This window comes from Ruegeria sp. I3 (genome assembly GCF_056532525.1).
Window position 1 is genome coordinate 58996 of the sequence record NZ_JBQFNI010000001.1, and the last position, 21293, is coordinate 80288.

The following is a 21293-nucleotide window of genomic DNA, read 5'->3' on the forward strand; positions in this document are numbered from 1 at the left end:
TATAGTGGAACTACGGAATGAACACACCTTCACCTACACCTGAAATCGGGAAAATTATGAAGGAAGCCAGGAAATCGCTAGGCCTGACCCTTGAGCGACTCTCTGAGCGTACAGGGGTGTCCCGATCGATGCTATCCGCCATTGAGAGGGGTGCCACCAACCCGACCTTTTCCATAGTCTGGGCCCTTTCTCAGGCACTTGGCGTTGACCTTAGCTTGCTTGAGGGCACGCCTGGTGGCGAGGATCCAATCGAGCATCTTCATCACTATTCCACGCCGATGCAGCGAAGTGCGGACGGTAAATGCGAGATTTATATGTTGAGCCCGCGACGCACTGTTCTTCCCGTAGAGTGGCACAGGCTTCTCATGAAGGTCGGAGCAGAGCTTGATTCAAAGCCTCATGCGCCTGGAACCTTCGAGCACCTGACCTGCCTGTCCGGCTCACTGTCGGTAACGGTCGCTGGACGAACTGTTCGGGCTGAGGCGGGCGATACATTGCGATACCGCAGTGACTGCAATCATCGCATTAACAACGAGGCGGATGGAGAAACGGAGGCCATCCTTCTCGTGGCTCAGCCGACTCAATATCAGGAACCTACAGCGTCAGTTTGAGAAGGCCTACAAAATGTATTGACTGAATCATATTGATTTTCCAATATACCGCATCTCGTGCGGCATATTGGAAATCTAAAAGTGAAACATCAACTGGTACCTCCAAGTAATAGCGGACTTTTCCGTTCGCGGGCCCACGCAGGATTGAGCGACGAATCGCGGTCAGGTTTCTTTGCCTGCCGCCGTAAGCAGCAAATGACTTGAGGCGTAACGCCCAATCCACTCGTTCTCAGGCTTAACTCCGGCAATGAAGGTGCTATCGGATGACAACTGAACAACTGGCCCAGAAAGCGCGCGGGCGCCGTGGGCGTCGCCGTGATGGCGGGGTACCAGCCCCGGCAATCGTGCAGCGCCCGTTCGCGCAGCTTAAGCGTTCCTATCCTGCCGTTGAGCTGATTTCGGATGATCAGGTTGAACACATTCACCAGGCATCCCTGAAACTGCTTTCAGAAACCGGCCTGGATGTCTTGCATGACGACGCGCGTGCAGCGATGAAAAAAGCGGGGGCTGATGTCCGGGACGGTGAAGAACGTGTGCGCTTCGATCCTGATCTGATCAACGAAGCCATTGTAAGCGTGCCGTCTGAATTCACGCTCCACGCGCGAAACGCCCAGCACAACGTGACCATGGGCGGAAACAACATTGTATTCAACATGATGGCAAGCGCGCCGAATTGTTCGGATACGGATCGGGGCCGGCGCGCAGGCAATCAGGAAGATTTTCGCAACTTCCTCCGATTGGCCCAGATGCACAACGTTCTACACGTGACGGGTGGGTATCCGGTGGAGCCTGTCGATATTCACGCATCTATCCGCCATCTTGACTGTATTCAGGATTACATCACGCTGACCGACAAGGCCTATTGCATCTACTCACTTGGTGAGGAGCGTGTCTCCGATGCAATCGAGATGACGCGGATTGCCCATGGTCTGACGCACGACCAGATGCGTGATCAGGCCTGTATGTTCTCGATCATCAACACGAACTCTCCTCTCCAGCTCGATATTCCGATGATGCAGGGCGTGATGGCGTTGTCCGAGATGGGCCAGCCTGTTGTGATCACACCCTTCACGCTGGCAGGGGCGATGGCGCCCGTTACGATTGCGGGTGCCGTCACGCTGCAAAACGCCGAAGCTCTGGCGGGTGTGGCCTTTACCCAAATTGTGCGGCCAGGTGCGCCGGTGATGTATGGCGGCTTCACGTCCAACGTGGATATGAAGACCGGCTCGCCAGCATTTGGCACACCGGAATACATGAAGGCGCAGCATATCGGTGGACAGTTGGCGCGGCGCTACGGCATTCCGTATCGCTCTTCGAATGTGTGCGCGGCCAATACGGTTGACTCGCAAGCTGCATACGAGGCGGTCTTCTCGCTTTGGGGTGCCATCAATGGCGGCGCCAACATGCTGATGCACGGGGCAGGGTGGCTCGAAGGAGGGCTGTGCTGCTCGTATGAGAAGGTGATGCTTGATATCGACCTGCTGCAGATGGTCACGGAATTCCTTCAACCTGTTTCGACCAGCCCGGAAGACCTGGCGCTGGAAGCCATCAATGAGGTCGGGCCAGCGGGTCACTTCTTTGGCACTGAACACACCCAGGCGCGTTACCGCGATGCCTTCTATTCGCCAATCCTGAGTGACTGGCGCAACTTTGAGACTTGGCAGGAGGCGGGATCGCCGATTGCGATTGGGCGTGCCAACGCAGAGTGGAAAAACCGCCTTGCCACCTATGAGGCCCCGGCCTTGGACCCGGCGATCAGGGACGAGCTTGACGCCTTTGTCGTCAAGCGCAAGGCCGAGGGCGGTGCTGCCACGGATTTCTGACACTTGCAGGTTCGCCAGGACGGTCGCGACAACCGGGATCGTTCCGCTTACCAGCAATCCACTGCAAAGAAGAGAACCCCTTTTCACCGAGATAGATGCTTTGGGTCAAAACGAGGAGCGCGCACCCAAATGCAGTCAGAGTGAAAGCTGAATTCCTGAGGAAAAACGAAATATGCCTACTATTCAGACCGACGAGTCCACAGGCGGAAAGAAACTGCCGTCGCACGCCAAAGTCGTTGTTATTGGCGGCGGCGTTGTTGGTTGCTCGATCCTGTTCCACCTGGCCAAGTTCGGTTGGAAGGATGCGGTCCTGCTTGAACGTGACGAGCTGACATCCGGCTCATCCTGGCACGCGGCCGGCGGTATCCACACCATCAGCTCGGATCCGAATATCTCGCGCCTGCAATCATACACGATCAATCTTTATAAAGAGATCGAAGAACTGTCCGGGCAATCCGTTGGTCTACATCAAACTGGTGGCTTTTATGCCGCCTCGACCAAGGAATGGTATGATTACCTGAAGGGCGAGCGTTCGAAAGCGCGCTACATGGGGCTGGATCAGGAATTCATCTCGCCCAAAGAGCTGGCCGAGCGTCATCCGCTGATCGATCCGGACCACTATCACGCGGTTCTTTGGGACGCACAGGACGGCCATCTGGACCCGTCCGGCACGACCTACGCTTTTGCCAAGGCGGCCAAGGCGCATGGTGCCCAGTATTTCACCCACTGTGGCGCCACCGATATGACACAGCGCCCAGATGGCAGCTGGGACATTGTCACCCCCAAAGGCACGATCAATGCAGAGCATGTCGTGAACTGCGGCGGTCTGTGGGCGCGTGAGGTGGGTCACATGGCGGGCCTTCATCTGCCGGTTCAGCCGATGGAGCACCACTACCTGATCACCGAGCGCATGGACGAGGTCGTGAACTTCGGTCAGCAGCTACCGCATGGCATCGACTTTGAGGCCAACGTGTACTGCCGCCAGGAAGGGCAGGGCATGTTGCTGGGTACCTATGAGGCCCAGGCAACCCCTTGGAAAGTCGGCGGAACGCCCTGGGATTTCGGTCATGAACTGCTGCCGCCGGATCTGGATCGCGTGGCGGATCGTCTGGAAACCGCGTTCGAGCGTCTTCCGGCAATGGCCTATGCCGGGATCAAGGATGTGATCAACGGTCCGTTCACATTTGGCCCTGATGGCAACCCGCTGATCGGCCCTGTTCCAGGTGTGAAAAACTACTGGGTCGCTGTTGGTGTCATGGCGGGCTTCTGCCAGGGCGGCGGCGTGGGCCTGACCCTTGCGGAATGGATGATCGACGGCGAGCCATCCATCGATGTCTGGGCGATGGACGTGGCGCGTTTTGGTGAGTTCGCGACACCCGACTGGGGCACAATCAAGTCGTCGGAAAACTACGAACGCCGGTTCGTGATGACCTTCCCGAACGAAACCCTGCCTAAGGGCCGCAAGCAAAAGACCACCGCGCTTTATGATCGCATGATCGCCAAAGGTGCGGTGATGGATCAGGGTTTCGGCCTCGAAAACGTACTCTGGTTTGCCGATGGCCCGGAAGATGCGCACGAGGTTCCCTCGTTCGAGCGCAACCGATCTCACGATTATGTCGGACGGGAGATCAAGGCCGTGCGCGAGGCCGTAGGTGGCATTGAGATTGCCAACTTTGCCAAGCATGAGTTCAAGGGCGAGGGTGTTCGCGAATACCTGAACCATATCCTTGCCGGGTTTGTTCCCAAGCCCGGACGCCTGGCTCTGACGCCGATGCTGACACCCAAGGGCAAGCTTTACGGCGACCTGACGGTGGCTTGCCTGGCCGAGGATCACTTTATGCTGTTCGGCTCGGGCGCGATGCAAGAGGCACACCGCCGCTGGTTCGAAAAAGACCTGCCTGCGGGCATTTCTTATGCCAACGCTTCAGACGACTGGCACGGCATTGCATTGTCTGGCCCGAAATCGCGAGACCTGCTGGCCCGGATCACGCGGGACGATGTTTCAGCCGAAGCCTTCAAGTTCCGCGACCTGCGCCAGACCTTTGTCGGCGGCGTGCCGGTGATCATTAACCGGATCAGCTTCTCTGGCGAATTGGGCTACGAAATCTATTGCAAACCGCAATACCTGATGCGCCTGGCAGACGCCATCGAAGAGGCCGGCGCCGATCTGGGCTATCGCTGGTACGGCGCGCGTGCGTTGCTGTCGATGCGACTCGAGAAGGGCTGGGGCGTCTGGACGATGGAATACCGTCCCGACTTCGACGCTGTCGAATCCGGCATGGATGTCTTCATCAACTGGAAGAAGGACTTCGTCGGCAAAGAAGCAACGCTGAAAGCCCGCGATGAAGGGGTCTCGCAGAAGTTGGTGACAATGACCATCGACGTCGAGGGGATCGACGTGGCCCATGACGAGGCGATCCTGAAAGATGGTGAACCGGTCGGCTACGTCAGCTCGGGCGGCTATGCGCACCATGTCGGCAAGTCGATGGCGATGGGTTACGTCGCAGCCGAGTTCGCACTGCCGGGAACGACGCTTCAGGTGGAAATTCTGGGCAACTTCTACGACGCGCTGGTTCTGGCAGGACCAATCTACGACGCCAACGGCGCAAACATGCGTTCTTGATCAGGAGAAAAACCATGGGGCGGCCAGAGAAAGACATAGATGTGGTTCTAAGTGAACTTGTTGAGGTGAACCGCTTCGTATTCTTATTGATGCCCGGGTTCTCGGCATTGGAACTGGGATCCGGCATCGACTCTCTGGCCGCCGCCAACGAAGCAATGGGTAAGGCCTTCTTTCAGTGGAAAACAGCCAGCGAAACGGGCGATAGCATAAATTCTTCTTCAGGGCTGACAGTAGCAGTCGATAGTGCCCTGCCTGATGTGCACCGTGGAGATTGCATCGTTGTTTGCTGCGCCTTCAATTCCCAAAACTACTCTAAGTCTGGAAGGACTGCGGCTTGGCTACGGCAAGCCGCAAGACTAGGAGCACGACTATGCGGTCTAGGAGGTGGTGCACTGTTTCTCGCCCGGATCGGCATAGCGATCGAAGGACCCATCAGCGCACACTGGAGAATGAAGCCTGTCTTTGAGGAAGGCTATCTGGATCTGGAGCCTACCTGCACAATTTTTGAAGAGACATCAAACATCGTCTCCTGCGGGGGAGGTGCCGCCACTCTGGACCTTTTTTCTGCGTTGATCCGCCAAAAAGCAGGTCCGGAAGCCTCTAGTCAGGTTGCTGACCAGCTCCTTTGTGGGTCTATGCGTGACGGAAATTGCCGTCAGAGTATCTCCAGTCTTTATGGTCCGAAACACCGGAACGAAAAGCTATCCAAAGCGCTGAGCTATATGCAGGAAACCTGGGAAGAGCCTGTTTCACCGTCGGTAGTCGCTCGCCAGGTCGGAATATCGACACGGCAACTTGAAAGGCTTTTTAGTCGATATCTGGGGATGAGTCCTAAGACCTACATGATGGTTCTGAGGCTCGAGAGGGCGCGGGCATTGCTGCAGCAAACTCAGATGCGTGTGATCGATGTTGCCACGGCCTGCGGGTTCTCAACACAAGGCCTGTTTTCCAAACACTACAAAAGACACTTCGGGATACTGCCTCGTGACGAAAAGGTTGTGCTTGCGCACTAGCTTCGGAGAACGGCAATGCAATCGACTCAGACAACACTGATCACAACGAAATTAAACTGTGCCTACGGCGAAGCAGAGCGCAGAATGATCCCTTGTGCCTTCGGTGTTCCGATCAACAACACTGCAAATGATCGCACCCCGGATACGTCAATGGGGGAATTCGCAGATCAAGCTATGAACGCAGCTTGAATGAGAGGCCGCGCACGTCAGGGCGCGGCTTTTCTTGCTTGCCATCAAGCGCCTGAAAGGAAGCCATAGAATGAACACCCATTACAGTCATCGGCGCAAGATTGACCCTAGCCAGGGCGTTCGTCTTGGCGATGGGACGGCAAATGACGGCGACCGGGTCGAGATTGGGCCGACCGCACTTGCACATGCTGAATGGCGCGAGGCGGGGTTGGCGTTGCCCGATCTGACCGAGATGCGCAAGGCCCGGCATCAGCGCCTGACCGACGCTATTGTGGCCCGCGGCTATGGGGGGTTGCTGATGTTCGATCCCCTGAACATCCGCTATGCGACCGACACGACAAACATGCAATTGTGGAACACCCACAACCCGTTCCGAGCCTGCCTGCTATGTGCCGACGGATACATGGTGCTTTGGGACTACAAGAATGCGCCGTTCCTCGCCGAGTATAATCCGCTTGTCCGCGAGAGCCGATCTGGCGCTGACATGTTCTACTTCGCCCGTGGCGACCGGATTGGGCCAGCGGCCGACGCCTTCGCTGCCGAGGTGGCGGACCTGCTGGCCACCCATGCGCCGGGCTATACACAGATCGGGATAGACAAGATCCAGCCTGCGGGACTGGACGCGATCCGCCGAGCGGGGCTGGAGTATCGCGACGGCGAGGAAGTCACCGAACGCACACGGGGCATCAAGACCGAGCACGAGTTACGCGCCATGCGCTGCGCCATACATTCCTGCGAGCGTTCGATGGCCGCCATGGAAGAGTTCGCGCGCGCAGAAATTCCAAAGGGCGGGGTGACCGAGGACGATGTCTGGGCCGTGCTCCATGCCGAGAACATCAAGCGTGGCGGCGAATGGATCGAGACACGGCTGCTCACCTCGGGGCCACGCACGAACCCGTGGTTTCAGGAATGTGGACCTCGGGTCATCGCCGAGAACGAGATCCTCGCCTTCGACACTGATCTGATCGGGCCATATGGCATTTGCGCGGACCTCAGCCGTACATGGTGGATCGGTGACGAACTGGCGCCGAAGCATATGCGCGAGAGCTACGCCGAGGCCGTCGAGCACATCCGCTACAACACGGCGCTCCTGCGCCCCGGCCTCCACATGGAGGAGCTGACACGCTCATTGCATGTGCTGCAGGACAAGTATCAGGCGCTGAAATATTCCTCTCCGATGCATGGTGTGGGCCTGTGCGACGAATGGCCATTGATCGCCTATCCCGACCGACTGGTGGACGGCGCCTTCGACGCCATTCTCGAACCTGGGCTGACGCTGTGTGTCGAAGCGCTGGTGGGTGAGGTCGGCGGCGACCACATGGTCAAGCTGGAGGATCAGGGAGTTGTGACTGAAAGCGGGTTCGAAACGATTTCGACCTACCCGCTCGATAAGCGCCTGATGGGAGAAACGGCCTAGCTGGCATTCGCAATATCCAAAGCCCGCCAGCAAAACCACCCACGGTTGGCTGGCGGCTAAAATTTACCATACATGGAGGAAAGTATGAAACCACCTTTAGGCGAACTGGACATTCCAGTATCAGAGAGCGGCTTTTACGCCGGGTTCTCGAAAAACGTTGCCGTGTCCGCGAAAATCCTGGTGGGTTTGCTCATCGTGTGGGCCGTGGCCTTTCCGGAGAGCGCTGCGAAGACACTAGGAGCACTGAATGGTTTCATTCTGGCAAGCTTTAACTCCTGGTACATCTACGCGGTAGCGTTCTTCCTGATACTTTGCCTTGTTCTGGCGGCATTGCCGGCTTCTGGCAGGCTCCGGCTGGGCCAAGACGATGAAAGGCCTGAATTTTCGAATTTCTCATGGTTTTCAATGATGTTCAGCGCCGGGATTGGCATTGGGATGCTGACCTTTGCGACGGCCGAACCGATTTACCATTTTCAGAACAACCCCCACGTGATTATGGGAGACGTGCCCGCGCAAACGGCAGAGACCGTAAGGTCAGCTTATATCTGGTCATTTGCGCATTGGGGGCTATCGGCCTGGGCGTGTTATGCGATCGCCGGGCTGGGGTTCGCCTACTTCTCTTATCGCAGGAATCTACCACTTACGGTGCGCACCGCGCTCGTCCCGCTTTTCGGCAAGTCGCTTTCGGGTCCGATTGGTCATGTCATCGATATCGTGGCCGTGGTGGCAACTATACTGGGTGTTGCCCAGACGCTTGGCTTTGGTGTCGAGCAGTTTGTAGCCGGCCTTAACCGGATTGGATTCGGTGACTGGTTGCTGGTGACCGATGAGGGAGGAACACAGAAAGCGTCCTTTGCTGCCATCATCTTCGCCCTTGTGGTTATCATGGGTGCATCGACCCTGTCCGCACTTTCCGGTGTCGGCAAGGGCATCAAATGGCTTTCCAACATCAATATGGGGCTGAGCTTTTTCTTGTTGGCGTTCTTCCTGATTTTCGGTGCAACATTCTTCAGTCTGCAGGCCATGTTTGTCGGTATCTGGGATTACCTGCTGGCGCTGCCGGGAATCAGCTTTACCGTCTGGTCAGATGATGGAACCGAAACGGGCGCCGCACTCGCCGGCTGGCAAGGCGGCTGGACGGTCTTTTACTGGGCCTGGTGGATCGCGGTGACCCCATTCGTTGGTCTGTTTCTTGCCAGGGTTTCGCGAGGGCGCACAGTGCGCGAGTTCGTGTTGGGTGCAATGCTTGTCCCGGCAATGATGTGTTTCATCTGGTTCGCCTTTGTTGGCGGTACGGCCATCCACCTTGAACTTACAGGAGAGGCTCGGGGCTCGATTCTGGGCGCAGGGATCTCGGACCAGCTGTTTGCGACACTGGCCGTTATTCTCAACGACAATCTGACATGGGTCTTCTCAGTTATCGTTGTGGTACTTCTTTTGACATATCTCGTGACCACGGCAGACTCCGCTGTTTTGATCGTAAATACAATCAACGCCGCAGGCGATGACGGCCCGAAAGCCAAGCCGCACATCTATTTCTGGGGTGTCGCCCTGGCACTGGTGGTCGGAGCCCTGCTTGTCATTGGGGGTCTGGGAGCCATTCAAACCGCGATGGTTATTGCGGCTTTGCCATTCAGTTTGGCGATGGTTCTGATGGGCTTTGCACTGATTAAGGCGATCTACAACGATAGCCGAAGAATTGCCGAAGGTGTTCCGACCACCGCCCCGGCATCTGCTGCGGAATGAAACTTGATAGTGATGAAAGGACTTCGAGATGAAAACGCGTAAATCTTTTGCAGCTATCAGTGTGGTGTCCGCGGTAACTGCCGCTTCTACGGTCTCGGCGGCCGACATGGTCATTGGGGTCCCGAACTGGCCATCGGGGGAAGCCACCGCACATATTCTGAAGGTTGCCTTGGAAAGTCGGCTGGACTTGGACGTCGAATTGCAGGACAGCACCAATGCAGCCATGTTTGCGGCTATGGATGCCGGAACCCTGCATGTGCACCCTGAGGTCTGGCTGCCCAGTCTCGACTACCTTCGGCGGGAATATGTCGACGGCCGAAAAACGGTTCAGGTAAAGTCCAGTGGCCCCAAGGGGGCGCAAGGAATGTGCGTGACAAAGGACACGGCGGAACGCACCGGTATCACGGATATCAAACAGCTTTCCGATCCGGAAATGGCTCAGAAATTTGATAGTAACGGAGACGGAAAAGGTGAAGTCTGGATCGGCGCAGAAGGTTGGACTTCCACTTCCATCGAACAGGTCCGTGCACGTTCTTACGGCTATCACAAGACTATGAGCCTCAGGATCATGGATGAAGCCGACGCCTTGGCAGAACTGGGGGCTGCTGCCGGACAGAACGAGAATGTCGTATTCTATTGTTATCAGCCGCACTACATGTTCGAAGTGCACGACCTTGTCGTTCTGAGCGAGCCAGCGCACGTAAGTTCAAAGTGGATTATCGTGCCGCCCAACTCGATCCCGGGCTGGTTGGAGAAATCGACTGCCGGTGTCGCCTGGGATACTGACGATCTTCATGTCAGTTATGCGACCAGCCTGGAAAGCGCGCAGCCTGATGCCGTCGCAATGCTAAGCAATGTCAATTTGGAAACCGAGATGCTCTCGGAAATGTCCTTTGCCTTGGCGGTCGAGAAACAAGACCCCGAAGCATTTGCAAAGCAATGGGTTGAAGACAACTCGGCTGTAGTCGACAGTTGGTTCCCGTAGTGACATACGTTTCCAAGAATGCTTCAGGCGGTAACGAATTCCAAGCTTGGAAGTGAATTCCGCTAGAGTGTTTGATACCCTTGCGCCTTCCGGTCCAGATGACCGGAAGGCTGGCAATGGCGCTGATCGGCTTTGCTCTGATCAAGGCAATCATCAACGGTAGCCGCCGGAACGCAGTTGGTCTTACCTCTACAGTTCCGGATACGGGCCCAATTGTGGCCGAATAAAAGTGTGAACAATCCTTGAGTGACTACAGATCGTTTGTGGGCGCTCTTTCCGCACTCAACCGGTGGAGTGAAAGGTGAAAAAATTCCAAGGCAGCTGTCATTGCGGTTCTGTAAAATTCACGTTTTCGATACCCGACATCAATCATGCAATGCGATGCGATTGTTCACTATGTTCCCGCAAAGGCATGGTGATGAGTGCAACGGTTATCCCGCCTGAAGAAATTAAAATCAGGTGTGAGCAGGGTGTTCTGTCAACTTACCAATTTGGCACAGAAACGGCGCGGCACTATTTTTGCAGTCGCTGCGGAATTCATACATTCGTCGAGACGCGACTGAACCCGGGCCACTATCGAGTTAACCTGGGATGCATAGATGAGTTGGACGCTCTTCGCCTACCTGAGATAATCTATGACGGAAGAAATCTCTGACGCGACCAAGACGTCTGAAGGGAACTGTACACATCAAAATCGAGTCGTTGCATTTTGACAAACGGCGATCAGAAGAAACTAAAACACACACCGATGCTATCGATTCAAACCGTTGGGTAACTCCTCACTCCACTTTCGCAGTTCATCGAGAAATCCAAGCGCCGTGCTGCCAAACTTGGTAATGGAATATTGAACGGAAATAGGGGCAGTATCCATTACTTGCCTCGCAACCAAGCCCTGCTCCTCAAGTTGACGCAATCGCTCGGTGATCATCTTCTTGCTTGCCCCGCCGATCATGCGCGACAGATCGTTGAAACGCACAGGACCATCTTTGAGGTGCCACAAGATAGACCCGGTCCATTTTCCGCCAATGATCCGCATACCTCGTTCTATTGCACATGGCTCCACACAGGCCTCCGAGACCAGTCGGCGCCCTTTGGCATCTTCGTCAATCCGCGCTCGCATCGTCATCCTGTAGCTTAGGCAACTAGGTTACCAAAAGTATACTAGTTGATTTCCCACACCTGTACCATCAAATGCTCTCTGAGCCCGAAGAAAGTCAAGGGTTCAAGATTACACAAATAGGATATGGACATGAGAAAAATCCTGATCGTGAACGGTACTCAGCCCTACGAATTCGCCCCCGGGCAGTTGAACGCCAGCCTAACGGAGCGCGCGCGCGACATGCTTACCGCAATGGGTCACGAGGTACGCGTGGCAACTGTCGCCGACGGCTATGACGCGAATGCTGAGGTTGAGGCGCACATGTGGGCCAATACGGTCATCATGCAGTTTCCGGTGAATTGGATGGGCGTTCCGTGGGTTTTCAAGAAATACATGGATGAAGTTTACACCGCTGGAATGGATGGGCGGCTAAGTACCGGTGACGGTCGGACGGCAGAAGCACCGAAGGCCAATTATGGGATGGGAGGTGCGCTGAGCGATAAGACTTACATGCTTTCAGTGACGTTCAACGCCCCGAAAGAAGCGTTTAACAATGAGGCCGAACCGTTCTTTGCCGGTGGTAGCGTCGATGATTTGCTGCGCCCGATGCACCTGAACGCAAAGTTCTTTGCAATGCAGCCGCTTCCGACCTTTGCGGCATTTGATGTAATGAAGAACCCGGAAATCGACACCGATTTCGCTCGATTTGACGCGCATCTGAAAACCACGTTTGCCGAGGTTGAACATGTCCCAGCCTGATATCCATCTCTACACCGCCGGTACGATGAACGGTTACAAGCCGGTCATCTTTCTGGAAGAGGCAGGTGTCCCTTACGACCTGACTCACATCAACTTTTCCAAACAGGAACAAAAAGCGCCGGATTATCTGGCGCTGAACCCGAACGGAAAGATCCCGACCATCGAAGACCGTTCGGAAGGGCGCGCGATTTTCGAATCCGGCGCGATCCTGTGGTATCTGGCCGAGAAATACGGAAAATTTCTGCCATCGGACCCGGTCAAACGGTCCGAGGTCATGCAATGGATGCTGTTTCAGGTTGGGCACGTAGGACCGATGATGGGACAGGCGATGTATTTCCAGCACATTGCTGCGCCTAATGGCCATGAAGAGCCCTTTTCAATCCGTCGCTACGTGGACGAAAGCCGCCGCTTGATGGAGGTGATGAACTCTCGTTTGGACGGGCGCGAATGGATTGCTGCAGACGAATACACCATAGCTGACATGATGCTGTTCCCATGGGCGCGTGCATATGTCTGGGCAAGGGTAGACGTGTCGGACCTGTCGCATCTGAACGCCTGGTTCGACCGTATTGACGCCCGGCCGGCCGTGCAACGGGCGTTGACCATCCCAAAGGCCAACCCCCAATTCTGGGATGCCAACGCAGATGCCAGCGCCTTTGCTAAGGAAAACGCGTCGCGCTTTTCCAGCGATGTAAAAGGAACCTGAACCGTGCAAGCTGCTCTGCCCATTCGCGTCGATATCGTGTCAGACGTTGTTTGCCCTTGGTGTGTGATCGGCTACCACCAACTTGCCAAAGCTGCGCGCGACACCCAGACCGAACTAGATATCCATTGGCATCCATTCGAGCTGAACCCGCAGATGGCCGAGGGTGGCGAGAACCTACGCGAACATCTGGCGGCAAAATACGGGACCACTTTGGAAGGATCGATCAAGGCGCGTGCCCGCCTCAGCGAGATGGGCGCAGCACTTGGGTTCAAGTTCAACTACGCCGATGACATGCGGATGTATAACACCTTCCGAGCGCATCAGTTGATTGACTGGGCAACGGAACTAGGAAAAGGCCACGAGATGAAGCAGGCACTTTTTGCGGCCTTCTTCACCCGTCGCGAGGACGTCTCGGACATGCAAGTTCTCGCCGACGCGGCCGCAGGCATCGGGCTGAACCGCGTCAACGCACTTGCCATGTTACAAAGCGGAAAACGGGCCGACAGTGTTCGCCAGAAAGTGCAGTTCTGGATCAGCCAAGGAATTCAGGGCGTGCCCGCAATGGTGTTCGACCAACGTCACCTTGTAACGGGCGCGCAAGGCGAAGAAAGCTATGCCCGCATCCTGTTACATCTGCAATATAACAGGGCCGCGTGACGCCGGTGAGTACCGGCCCGAGTTGCATGATTGCCGCGAGATTAGCTGCGTGTCTTCCGGCATGCCCTCGCTTAACAACCGTTACGGGGGTTGCAAGGTCGTGATCTCCGCGACAACCTTCGTCTTCAAAAAGAAACTCAACCAGGGTGGCCGCATGCCGGCCACTACAGTCTTTCAACCTTGAAGAGTTCCCAATTTATGGCACTGCATGACCACCCCATGTGGCGAAAGCCGCAACACCATCAAGACCTCGACCACGCGCATGACCATGTCCACTGGGCCGAGCTGTTCTATGACCTGATCCATGTCGTGACGATATTCCTGCTGGGCAACTATCTATCCCATCACCTTGATCTGCATGGGTTTCTTGTGTTTGCCGGCGTCTTCATCACGCTCTGGTACGCATGGGGTGAGCTCAGTATTTTCAATTCGATTTACGTCAGTACCGATTTCTGGCACCGCCTCATCATGTCGGTGATGATCTGTACGGTTATGTTCATGGCCGCTGCGATCCCGGCCATCGACAGTAAAGGTTGGGTCTTCTTTGCGTTAGGATTTGCCGCAAACAGAGCCATGATCGCCGCGCTGTACTATCGCGCCAGGCGGGTCAATTCCTCAGGCGAGTCTATGTCAGCGGCGCAGATCCGCAACTTCTCGGTCTTTGCGGTGATCTTCGCCATCACTGCGTTTCTGCCAACACCGCTTGCTTATTGGGTGTTTGCCGCCGCGATGGTGGCCACACAGGCGATGTACATGATCCCCGGCGTCACTGTCCTGCGGTTTGAGCGGTTCGTCCCCCGCCTTGGCCATATGGCCGAACGGTTTGCGCTGCTGACACTGATCGTATTGGGCGAAGGGTTCTTCAAACTGGTCGTCACCCTGTCCGAGAAAGGCATCTACAAAGTTTCGCCCGACGTGCTGGTCAACTTCGTCATCGGCGGCGTTTCGATGTTCGTCATGTGCTGGATCTATTTCGACTTTGTCGGCAATGCCAAACCAAAGGACAAGAAGGTGTCAACTTTGGTCATCTGGTGGCTTGCGCACCTGATATTGATGCTTTGCGGCGTCATGGTCGGAGTGGCTCTTGCTGCAGAGGTAAAGGTCGGGTTTTGGGAGCCATACCCAACCGAATATGCCGCCATTGGCTGTTTCGGCCTTGCTGGCTACATTGCCATGCTTTGGGTGCTTCAGAACGTCATTGAACACCGTCTTGCCTCGGATTTCGGACGTTGGGACGTTCGGGTGTTTGGGATCGTTCTGGCAATTGCCTGTTTCTACATCGTCCCACATGTCCCCTCGTTGGTCGGCAACCTGATCTGGGGCACAGCCTTGCTATCGCAGATCGCGTTTCCCTTGATGCGCGCCCGGACAAAGTTTCGACATGAGTGAAGCTGTGACGGGTCCGAGTTGTCTGAGAAAGCGAGTTTATTGGTGGCTCGAACGCCCGGACCGGGCTGCCACCGGCCCCTGGTTGCTGGAAATGGCGCTGATCGCCCTGATAACGCTGAACGTTGCCGCCGTCATCCTTGAGACGGTCGACACTATCTATGACCGCTGGGGGCTCGCGCTCAATGTGTTTGAGGGCCTGTCTCTGCTCGTATTCGTTGTCGAATACGCAGGCAGACTCTGGGTTGCGACTGAAAACCCAAACTACAGAACGCGTGCTTCCTGGGCCGTCTCTCCGATCGCTATCATCGATCTACTGGCGATATTGCCAGCGCTGCTTTACCTGTTCTTTCCGGTTGACCTGCGTCTGCTGCGGACCTTCCGTATGTTGCGGCTACTCAAACTCACGCGGTATTCACCTGCACTCGGCATGCTGCTTGCCGTGTTTGAGGAAGAAGCCGGCGCCTTTTTTGCGGGCTTTTTCATTCTGATGGTGATGTTGATCTTTGCCGCCAGCGGTGCTTGGCTGGCCGAGCACGAGGCGCAACCTGAAGCATTTGGCTCCATCCCCGCGGCAATGTGGTGGGCAATGGCGACACTGACGACCGTTGGTTATGGCGACGTTACTCCTGTGACGGTCGCGGGTAAAATCTTCGGCGCTGCGATCACAGTGATCGGCATTGGCATGGCCGCATTGCCTGCAGGGATCATTGCCAGCGGCTTGAACGACCAGTTGCACCGCCGACGTGCCAGCCTGGAGCGCGAGTTCCGAAAGGCCTTGGAAGATGGCGATATCTGCGAGGCTGATGAGAAAGAAATTGACGCCGTTCGCAAGCAGTTGGGTCTGTCGCGTCGCGCTGCCGACCACATCCGAAACCGCGTGCATGCCGAAGCGATGTCACAGGTTGATCACTGTCCCACATGTGGTCAGCCGACCAAGCAAAAGGCCAAGTCGTGAACGCCAGCATCGGACTGCTTGTCCACGGAGTTCGAGATTTGCGGGGAAAAACTGTCTGTCAGTTCTTTAGCGTGCGCTCTTTCGTTGATCCCAAAAATCGGAGTCAATGAAACTGAAAACACTTTACTGCTCTGAATAGTTGAAAGATCTGGGCACGCAGTTCAGTTTGGGTCAGAAATGCCTGACGTTTGGGTCAGATATGAATGACGTGATGTACTGATTTCTTGAGGTTTTTGCCATCGATTGAGTCAAAGATCTGTGACGTTCCACAGGTGCTGAAAACATTGAATAAATCCCCATCGACGTTTTCCTGCCCCTGATCTGCCACTAAAATCAAATCGCTTGCCGGATCGTCCGCTCGATATCGGATTGAGTCGGAATGTCGCACCCCACCCCCCGGCCTCACCCGGAAGCGGTGCAGTTTTGTTTCTACCCCACGCATAACAAGCGCGGGCTGGCTGGGCTTTTTGACTGTTAGGTCAGACGAGATGAGGGGAACGTATTGCGAGGCGATTTCGGTGCGCGCGAAATAGGACGGCAATGAGCCCGAAGCGACCGATGCTGCGGCTCAAAGCGGTTACTCTACATCGAACTTCCATATCGCGGTCGGCGCCCATGCTGATGCTATTCCCAGCACAGGCAGAGCAGAAGACTGTCCGAACTTATAGTCTGAGCAAAAAACTGCCATTTGATTGACTGAATTCAAGGGCCGTTGTGCGCCTTTACGCAATTGTGCCTATTCTGAAACCAGAATTTGGCAAGCCAAGCCGCCGAGTTTTTGGGATGTATCTAGTGTCAGATTGCAGCCATATGCATTCAGCAGATCAACGGCGATTGCCAAACCTAAACCGGTTCCGCTGACAGAAGTGTCTAAACGACCTCCCGAACGAAGCACTCCTTCACGTGCATTTTCAGGAATTCCAGGCCCGTCATCTTCAATGCAGATCTGAATGCCGTCTTCAACACGCTTTGCAGCGATCTGAACTGTTGATTGGCACCATTTGAGAGCGTTGTCGAGAAGGTTACCAATCACTTCTTCTATGTCTTGAGTGTCCATTCGCACCCAGAGACCGGCCTCGTGGTCTGAAGCAAGTGATTTCCCTTCGCGCTCTGCCATGACTGAAAACAGTCTGGACAATCTCCCCATTGAGTTCGAAAGATCGGTTTTTGAATGTGTCAATTCTCCAGTATTGGTCGCACGCATGCGCGCGAGGGAGCGGCCAAGCTGTGCATCGATCCGACCCAAAGCCTCTTCTGCTTGAATGGTATCGGCTCCGGTTTCCGACAAGTTTGTCAGTTCATTTCTGAGGATTGCTGTCGGCGTTTTCAGCGCATGCGCCAGGTCCGCCGCTTGCCGCCGCGAGCGCGATACAATCTCGCGGTTTCTGTGCAGAAGTTGATTGAGGTCTTCGACAAGTGGCGAAACCTCTTCGGGATAGTCTTTCGGCCTAAGGTCATCTCCCTTGTCCCAGCGATGCGTCACATCTGCGCGCAGTTTCCTGAGGGGGCCGATAATTGCAGACATCAACAGCAGCGAGCCAGCAACCCCGATCAGGCCGACCAATCCAAAAACCGGTAGCAAGTTGTTTTGCGCGGCTCTGCGTTCGCTTATCAGCTCTCGCCTGCTTTCGGCGACCGTTACGCCCCACTCGGTTCCGTCTTCGAATGTGATTCTCTGATATGCGCTACGAACGGCTTCGCTGTCCGGACCTGTGGTGTTCCAAACGATTGCCTCTTCGCTCACACGTAAAGGTTCGGAAATTGTCTCGTCAAAGAGCGAGGCTGATGTGAATGTAGCCCCGTTTCCATCGGTAACCTGCCAGTATCTGCCTGAATACGGCGTTCCATAGGCTGGATCGAATATCAGTTCGCGCAATGCCTCAGGGTTATGCGTCGTTGCGCTCAAACCGACAACGAGTTGGGTGTGCCGGTCACGTAGCGTCTGGTCGAATTGTTCCAGAACACGTGTGTTGATGTACGAAAACACAATCAACGTTCCGACGCCGACAGAAAGCGCGCCTGTCGCAAGGCCGCCAAGCAAAGCGCGTTGGCGCAGCGATAACATCAGGCCGTATCGATCATATAGCCGCGTCCTCTGACCGTTGTAATAAGGTCAGAGCCCAGTTTCTTTCGCAGCCGGGTTATGAAGACGGCAATGGTGTTCGAATCCCTGTCACCGTCATATTCATAGATATGCTCTGACAACTCGGTACGTGACACCATGCGTCCGATGTTGTGGGCAAGGTATGTCAGAACTGCGATCTCTTGCGCCGTCAGATCAACAGGAATGCCGCCCACGCTGACGCGACCGTTTCGTGTATCGAGCATAACGTCCCCCATTTCGATAACCGGGTTCAACTGACCGCTTTGTCGGCGCAGGATGGCCCGTACACGAGCGGCAAGCTCGGGCATGTGAAATGGCTTCGTCATGTAGTCATCAGCACCTGCATCAAGACCATCCACGCGCTCGCTCCACCCATCGCGGGCGGTGAGGATCAACACGGGTGTCTTGACGCCCGCGCTGCGCCATTCGCGCAGGACAGAAATACCGTCGCGTTCCGGCAACCCGATGTCGAGGATGATCATGTCGTAAGGTTCGGTCGCACCCAGGTGCAGGGCGTCAGTACCATTCTTGGCCACATCTACCACGCGGCCTTCTGCGCTAAGAAGTTTCTTAATCTGCTCGCATAGCTGCGGTTCATCTTCGGCCAGAAGTACTCTCATATTCAAAAACTACAGTCACAACTGCTTTGGTTTAAGCCCTATTTTTTACCGTTGCCCTTGCCGTTCCCGCCAGAGTTCCCGCCGCCGTTTCCACCGCTGTTGCCGCTGCCGTTACCACCGCTATTACCTCCTCCATTGCCGCCGCCGTTGCCATTGCCGCCGCCGTTGCCGCCGCCATTGCCATTGCCACCGCCGTTGCCATTGCCACCGCCGTTTCCACCAGCATTGCTATTGCCACTGCTTTTGCCGTTGTTTCCACGGCTCGCAGAAGCTCCACGATTGCTGTTGGTGTCGCGGCTGTTGTTGGCGTTGGCGGGGTTCGAACGGGCTGCTTTCGATATTTGACGCCCAACACTGGATCGATTGGAAACGACTGTACCGGTCTGTGCATCCACAATGACACTGACAATTTTTCCATCGGGCTTTTTGACTAGAATACGATAGTAAATTTGATCAGCCTGAAACGCGCGCGCATCGACAGGGGTGCCGCCATAGGCTTTTTCGACACCTTTGATAACCCGTTTCAAACGAATGGTGTCCCCGGTCAGGGTCGCTTTGCGCAGTTCACCTTGCTTGAGCTCGCGTGTCTGGGCAGCCGCTTCCCTAAAAGGCAAAGCAACAATCAGGCTTGCTACCACCAAGATCACCTTCGCGCGCATGAAAGTCCTCGTATTTCGCGGCTAGAGACTACGTCTTTCGACATGAACCGATGATGAACAAGCAGTTAGCCCTGCGTTCAAGCACCCTCAAGTTAAATGGCAAGAAGCATAGGGGATTCGTGCGTGAATCGAGACTATTGAACATAGCGAGTTGTTTCAGAAAACTGATACCCGCTGATTTCCACCGAGGAGGTCGATATGAAAATCACCAGTTTGAGACTGCTAAAAGCATCGACCCTGGCAATCGCGTTGTTGGGATCTACAGCCATCGTAGCCACCGTTGCGGTGCCGGATATTGCATTTGCAAAGGAGGGCAAAGGCAATGGCGGTGGAAAGGGTAACGGTGGAGGCAACGGCAAAGGCGGCGATAAAGGAAACGGTGGAGGCAACGGCGGCGGAAAAGGCAATAGCGGTGGCAAAGGGAACTCCGCCAGCGGAGATCGCGATGACCACAGTTTCGCCGGTAACAAAGGCGGAAAGAAAGGTGCCGACAAAAGTCTTGGTGGCCGAAACACCGGTAAATCCAAGACAAAATCTTCGCGCTCTGCTTTGGGCAAGGGCGGTCGTTTTTCCTTGAAGGATATCTTTAGCGGCAAAGGCAAGTCGAGAACGGTTGCCACATCTGGAAAACGCTCGACCACCAACGGTAGCAAACAAAAGCCCAGGACGTACAAGAAGCCTTCGAAAACAGTAATTGTCGAAGAGTCCATTCGCCCAGCGGTCAGGGAAAAGGGGAACAAGATGGCGGCACTTCTTGGTGCCCACCCGTCTGAGTTAGGGGCGCTCAATGCCGCCAACGCCAGCGCAACTGCATTAGAAAATGAAGCACCCAATTCCCGCGTAGGCCGAATTGCCAATTATCGAGATACCGTGTTGGCCGGAGAACCCTTGCGCGAAGAGCTTGAGGAACAATTGGAAGAGCTCGCTGGCTTGGAGCCGCCGGAGCGGACTGTTCCTGAGATTGAAGAAGACCTGGAAGCCGCGTTGAGTGAAGTCCAGGAAAACCAGGAACGCGTCGAGGATCTCGAACAAGCTCTGGAAGACGCAGGCGGAACTGACCCAGAGATTGAGGAGCAATTGGATGAAGCCCGCGCTGATTTGGACTCTTCGATCGAAGCAGCGCAGGACCTGAATGATGAACGTCAGGCTGCCGTCGAATACGAAGAAGCGACTGAACAGGTGCAAGAACTGGCTGACCAGGTCGAGGAACAGGAATTGACCGAACGGGAAGCCCTGGAAGCCGCCGCAAACAAGCCCGTGACCGACGCCGTTGAACATGAGGTAAAGGCGCTGTTGGGTCTGTAACGAAAGACAACGGCTCTCTGCGTCAATCAACCCTTAATACTGACCACTCAGGGAAGTACTAAAGCCCGGGTCAGCCAAAGGCTTCACAGGATGGGTAGCGGCTGGCCGGATACTTTTGCAAATCAAGGGCTACGCCCTTTTTCCCAAAGGCATAATAAAGAAACCCCGCCCCATAACTGGAGCGGGATTTAGTTTTCAATTCCAATATCTAGGACGAATACCGGGAATTGTTTGGGGGTCTGCTGAACTGCCTTCAGACGTTGTTATGTGCCTCGGAAAGCCGCTTGTTTTTGACGATCTGTGTTAATGCATTTTCGATAGGAGGGAAGCGACCACTGCTCGATTTGGTCGTGGTTGGCAAACGTTCTTCGGCGATTTTGCCGGAGGTTTGCATCACAGCTGTTGTGCTGGACTCTTCAGTCACAAAGGCAGACTTGATCATGCGTTTCCCCTTGTCAGCGATCAAATGGAACAACGTCCCGAATGATCCAACACCATCACTATGCCTGAGACTGTTTGAACACTCTGAGAATACATTGTTCACGTTCAGTTAATGTTGTTCGCGAAATAAAGACAAACGAATAGGCGGGCGACCAGGTGGAGGAAGAACTTCCCGTTTTGGTGCTTTAGTTG

20 protein-coding genes are annotated in these 21293 nt (G+C 55.2%); 15 read left to right on the plus strand and 5 right to left on the minus strand.

The window, feature by feature from the left end:
• Positions 1-17 precede the first annotated feature (17 nt).
• The 9 genes from ACR0L9_RS00395 to ACR0L9_RS00435 all read left to right on the plus strand — a co-directional run bounded on the left by ACR0L9_RS00395 (position 18) and on the right by ACR0L9_RS00435 (position 11062).
• Entirely contained in the window at positions 18-611 is a 594-nt protein-coding gene (locus tag ACR0L9_RS00395; RefSeq protein WP_170646503.1) for a helix-turn-helix domain-containing protein, read from the plus strand.
• Between the two features lie 263 nt (positions 612-874).
• Complete coding sequence (locus ACR0L9_RS00400) at positions 875-2434, plus strand: trimethylamine methyltransferase family protein (RefSeq protein WP_170671924.1); 1560 nt, start codon at positions 875-877, stop codon at positions 2432-2434.
• Positions 2435-2606: 172 nt separating this feature from the next.
• Entirely contained in the window at positions 2607-5057 is a 2451-nt protein-coding gene (locus tag ACR0L9_RS00405) for a GcvT family protein (RefSeq protein WP_480894267.1), read from the plus strand.
• Positions 5058-5071: 14 nt separating this feature from the next.
• Positions 5072-6070 (plus strand): GlxA family transcriptional regulator, encoded by a 999-nt coding sequence (locus ACR0L9_RS00410; RefSeq protein WP_480894269.1) that lies wholly within the window; start codon positions 5072-5074, stop codon positions 6068-6070.
• A 259-nt stretch (positions 6071-6329) separates the two neighbouring features.
• Positions 6330-7676, plus strand: a complete 1347-nt coding sequence (gene dddP / locus ACR0L9_RS00415) for a dimethylsulfonioproprionate lyase DddP (protein WP_120981183.1) — start codon at positions 6330-6332, stop codon at positions 7674-7676.
• An 84-nt stretch (positions 7677-7760) separates the two neighbouring features.
• The gene (locus ACR0L9_RS00420; RefSeq protein ID WP_480894272.1) at positions 7761-9422 is read left to right on the plus strand and encodes a BCCT family transporter; all 1662 of its coding nucleotides are present in this window, start codon (positions 7761-7763) and stop codon (positions 9420-9422) included.
• A gap of 28 nt (positions 9423-9450) precedes the next feature.
• The gene (locus ACR0L9_RS00425; protein WP_480894274.1) at positions 9451-10407 is read left to right on the plus strand and encodes an ABC transporter substrate-binding protein; all 957 of its coding nucleotides are present in this window, start codon (positions 9451-9453) and stop codon (positions 10405-10407) included.
• Positions 10408-10505: 98 nt separating this feature from the next.
• The gene (locus tag ACR0L9_RS00430; protein WP_480685655.1) at positions 10506-10634 is read left to right on the plus strand and encodes a hypothetical protein; all 129 of its coding nucleotides are present in this window, start codon (positions 10506-10508) and stop codon (positions 10632-10634) included.
• Positions 10635-10708: 74 nt separating this feature from the next.
• Positions 10709-11062 carry a GFA family protein gene (locus ACR0L9_RS00435; protein ID WP_480894276.1) on the plus strand — a complete coding sequence of 118 codons (354 nt, stop codon included), beginning with the start codon at positions 10709-10711 and terminating at the stop codon, positions 11060-11062.
• 96 nt (positions 11063-11158) lie between these two features.
• On the opposite strand, the gene ACR0L9_RS00440 is transcribed toward ACR0L9_RS00435, so the two are convergent.
• The gene (locus tag ACR0L9_RS00440; protein ID WP_480894278.1) at positions 11159-11443 is read right to left on the minus strand and encodes a winged helix-turn-helix transcriptional regulator; all 285 of its coding nucleotides are present in this window, start codon (positions 11441-11443) and stop codon (positions 11159-11161) included.
• 213 nt (positions 11444-11656) lie between these two features.
• On the opposite strand from ACR0L9_RS00440, the gene ACR0L9_RS00445 reads away from it, so the two are divergent.
• The 5 genes from ACR0L9_RS00445 (at position 11657) to ACR0L9_RS00465 (ending at position 15972) form a co-directional block, all read left to right on the plus strand.
• On the plus strand, positions 11657-12265 hold the full coding sequence (locus ACR0L9_RS00445; protein ID WP_480894280.1) for an NAD(P)H-dependent oxidoreductase: 609 nt from the start codon (positions 11657-11659) through the stop codon (positions 12263-12265).
• Positions 12252-12971 (plus strand): glutathione S-transferase N-terminal domain-containing protein, encoded by a 720-nt coding sequence (locus tag ACR0L9_RS00450; protein WP_170612612.1) that lies wholly within the window; start codon positions 12252-12254, stop codon positions 12969-12971. The genes ACR0L9_RS00445 and ACR0L9_RS00450 overlap by 14 nt, the downstream gene beginning before the upstream one ends.
• Before the next feature lie 3 nt (positions 12972-12974).
• On the plus strand, positions 12975-13628 hold the full coding sequence (locus ACR0L9_RS00455; RefSeq protein WP_480894283.1) for a DsbA family oxidoreductase: 654 nt from the start codon (positions 12975-12977) through the stop codon (positions 13626-13628).
• Between the two features lie 198 nt (positions 13629-13826).
• Positions 13827-15017, plus strand: a complete 1191-nt coding sequence (locus ACR0L9_RS00460) for a low temperature requirement protein A (RefSeq protein ID WP_480894285.1) — start codon at positions 13827-13829, stop codon at positions 15015-15017.
• The gene (locus ACR0L9_RS00465) at positions 15010-15972 is read left to right on the plus strand and encodes an ion transporter (protein WP_480894287.1); all 963 of its coding nucleotides are present in this window, start codon (positions 15010-15012) and stop codon (positions 15970-15972) included. Before ACR0L9_RS00460 ends, ACR0L9_RS00465 begins: the two co-directional genes overlap by 8 nt.
• A gap of 736 nt (positions 15973-16708) precedes the next feature.
• On the opposite strand, the gene ACR0L9_RS00470 is transcribed toward ACR0L9_RS00465, so the two are convergent.
• From ACR0L9_RS00470 to ACR0L9_RS00480, 3 genes are all read right to left on the minus strand, one after another.
• Positions 16709-17536 (minus strand): ATP-binding protein, encoded by an 828-nt coding sequence (locus ACR0L9_RS00470; protein ID WP_480894289.1) that lies wholly within the window; start codon positions 17534-17536, stop codon positions 16709-16711.
• Between the two features lie 500 nt (positions 17537-18036).
• Positions 18037-18696 carry a response regulator transcription factor gene (locus ACR0L9_RS00475; RefSeq protein WP_170395997.1) on the minus strand — a complete coding sequence of 220 codons (660 nt, stop codon included), beginning with the start codon at positions 18694-18696 and terminating at the stop codon, positions 18037-18039.
• Between the two features lie 38 nt (positions 18697-18734).
• A complete protein-coding gene (locus tag ACR0L9_RS00480; protein ID WP_480894291.1) occupies positions 18735-19355 on the minus strand; it encodes a PepSY domain-containing protein in 621 nt (206 codons plus the stop codon).
• 198 nt (positions 19356-19553) lie between these two features.
• Here ACR0L9_RS00480 and ACR0L9_RS00485 point away from each other — a divergent pair, with 198 nt between their 5' ends.
• Positions 19554-20660 (plus strand): hypothetical protein, encoded by a 1107-nt coding sequence (locus ACR0L9_RS00485; protein WP_480894293.1) that lies wholly within the window; start codon positions 19554-19556, stop codon positions 20658-20660.
• A gap of 253 nt (positions 20661-20913) precedes the next feature.
• On the opposite strand, the gene ACR0L9_RS00490 is transcribed toward ACR0L9_RS00485, so the two are convergent.
• Positions 20914-21102: a hypothetical protein gene (locus tag ACR0L9_RS00490; RefSeq protein ID WP_170424798.1), complete on the minus strand. Its 189-nt coding sequence runs from the start codon at positions 21100-21102 to the stop codon at positions 20914-20916.
• Between the last annotated feature and the right edge of the window lie 191 nt (positions 21103-21293).

Bases quoted from the DNA above. Each gene is read 5' to 3' on its own strand.
- ACR0L9_RS00440 (WP_480894278.1), bottom strand. From the start codon at position 11,443: ATGCGGATCATTGGCGGAAAATGGACCGGGTCTATCTTGTGGCACCTC.
- ACR0L9_RS00450 (WP_170612612.1), top strand. From the start codon at position 12,252: ATGTCCCAGCCTGATATCCATCTCTACACCGCCGGTACGATGAACGGT.
- ACR0L9_RS00475 (WP_170395997.1), bottom strand. From the start codon at position 18,696: ATGAGAGTACTTCTGGCCGAAGATGAACCGCAGCTATGCGAGCAGATT.
- ACR0L9_RS00400 (WP_170671924.1), top strand. From the start codon at position 875: ATGACAACTGAACAACTGGCCCAGAAAGCGCGCGGGCGCCGTGGGCGT.
- ACR0L9_RS00425 (WP_480894274.1), top strand. From the start codon at position 9,451: ATGAAAACGCGTAAATCTTTTGCAGCTATCAGTGTGGTGTCCGCGGTA.
- ACR0L9_RS00480 (WP_480894291.1), bottom strand. From the start codon at position 19,355: ATGCGCGCGAAGGTGATCTTGGTGGTAGCAAGCCTGATTGTTGCTTTG.
- ACR0L9_RS00490 (WP_170424798.1), bottom strand. From the start codon at position 21,102: ATGATCAAGTCTGCCTTTGTGACTGAAGAGTCCAGCACAACAGCTGTG.
- ACR0L9_RS00430 (WP_480685655.1), top strand. From the start codon at position 10,506: ATGACCGGAAGGCTGGCAATGGCGCTGATCGGCTTTGCTCTGATCAAG.
- ACR0L9_RS00395 (WP_170646503.1), top strand. From the start codon at position 18: ATGAACACACCTTCACCTACACCTGAAATCGGGAAAATTATGAAGGAA.
- ACR0L9_RS00460 (WP_480894285.1), top strand. From the start codon at position 13,827: ATGGCACTGCATGACCACCCCATGTGGCGAAAGCCGCAACACCATCAA.
- ACR0L9_RS00410 (WP_480894269.1), top strand. From the start codon at position 5,072: ATGGGGCGGCCAGAGAAAGACATAGATGTGGTTCTAAGTGAACTTGTT.
- ACR0L9_RS00405 (WP_480894267.1), top strand. From the start codon at position 2,607: ATGCCTACTATTCAGACCGACGAGTCCACAGGCGGAAAGAAACTGCCG.
- dddP (WP_120981183.1), top strand. From the start codon at position 6,330: ATGAACACCCATTACAGTCATCGGCGCAAGATTGACCCTAGCCAGGGC.
- ACR0L9_RS00445 (WP_480894280.1), top strand. From the start codon at position 11,657: ATGAGAAAAATCCTGATCGTGAACGGTACTCAGCCCTACGAATTCGCC.
- ACR0L9_RS00465 (WP_480894287.1), top strand. From the start codon at position 15,010: ATGAGTGAAGCTGTGACGGGTCCGAGTTGTCTGAGAAAGCGAGTTTAT.
- ACR0L9_RS00420 (WP_480894272.1), top strand. From the start codon at position 7,761: ATGAAACCACCTTTAGGCGAACTGGACATTCCAGTATCAGAGAGCGGC.
- ACR0L9_RS00485 (WP_480894293.1), top strand. From the start codon at position 19,554: ATGAAAATCACCAGTTTGAGACTGCTAAAAGCATCGACCCTGGCAATC.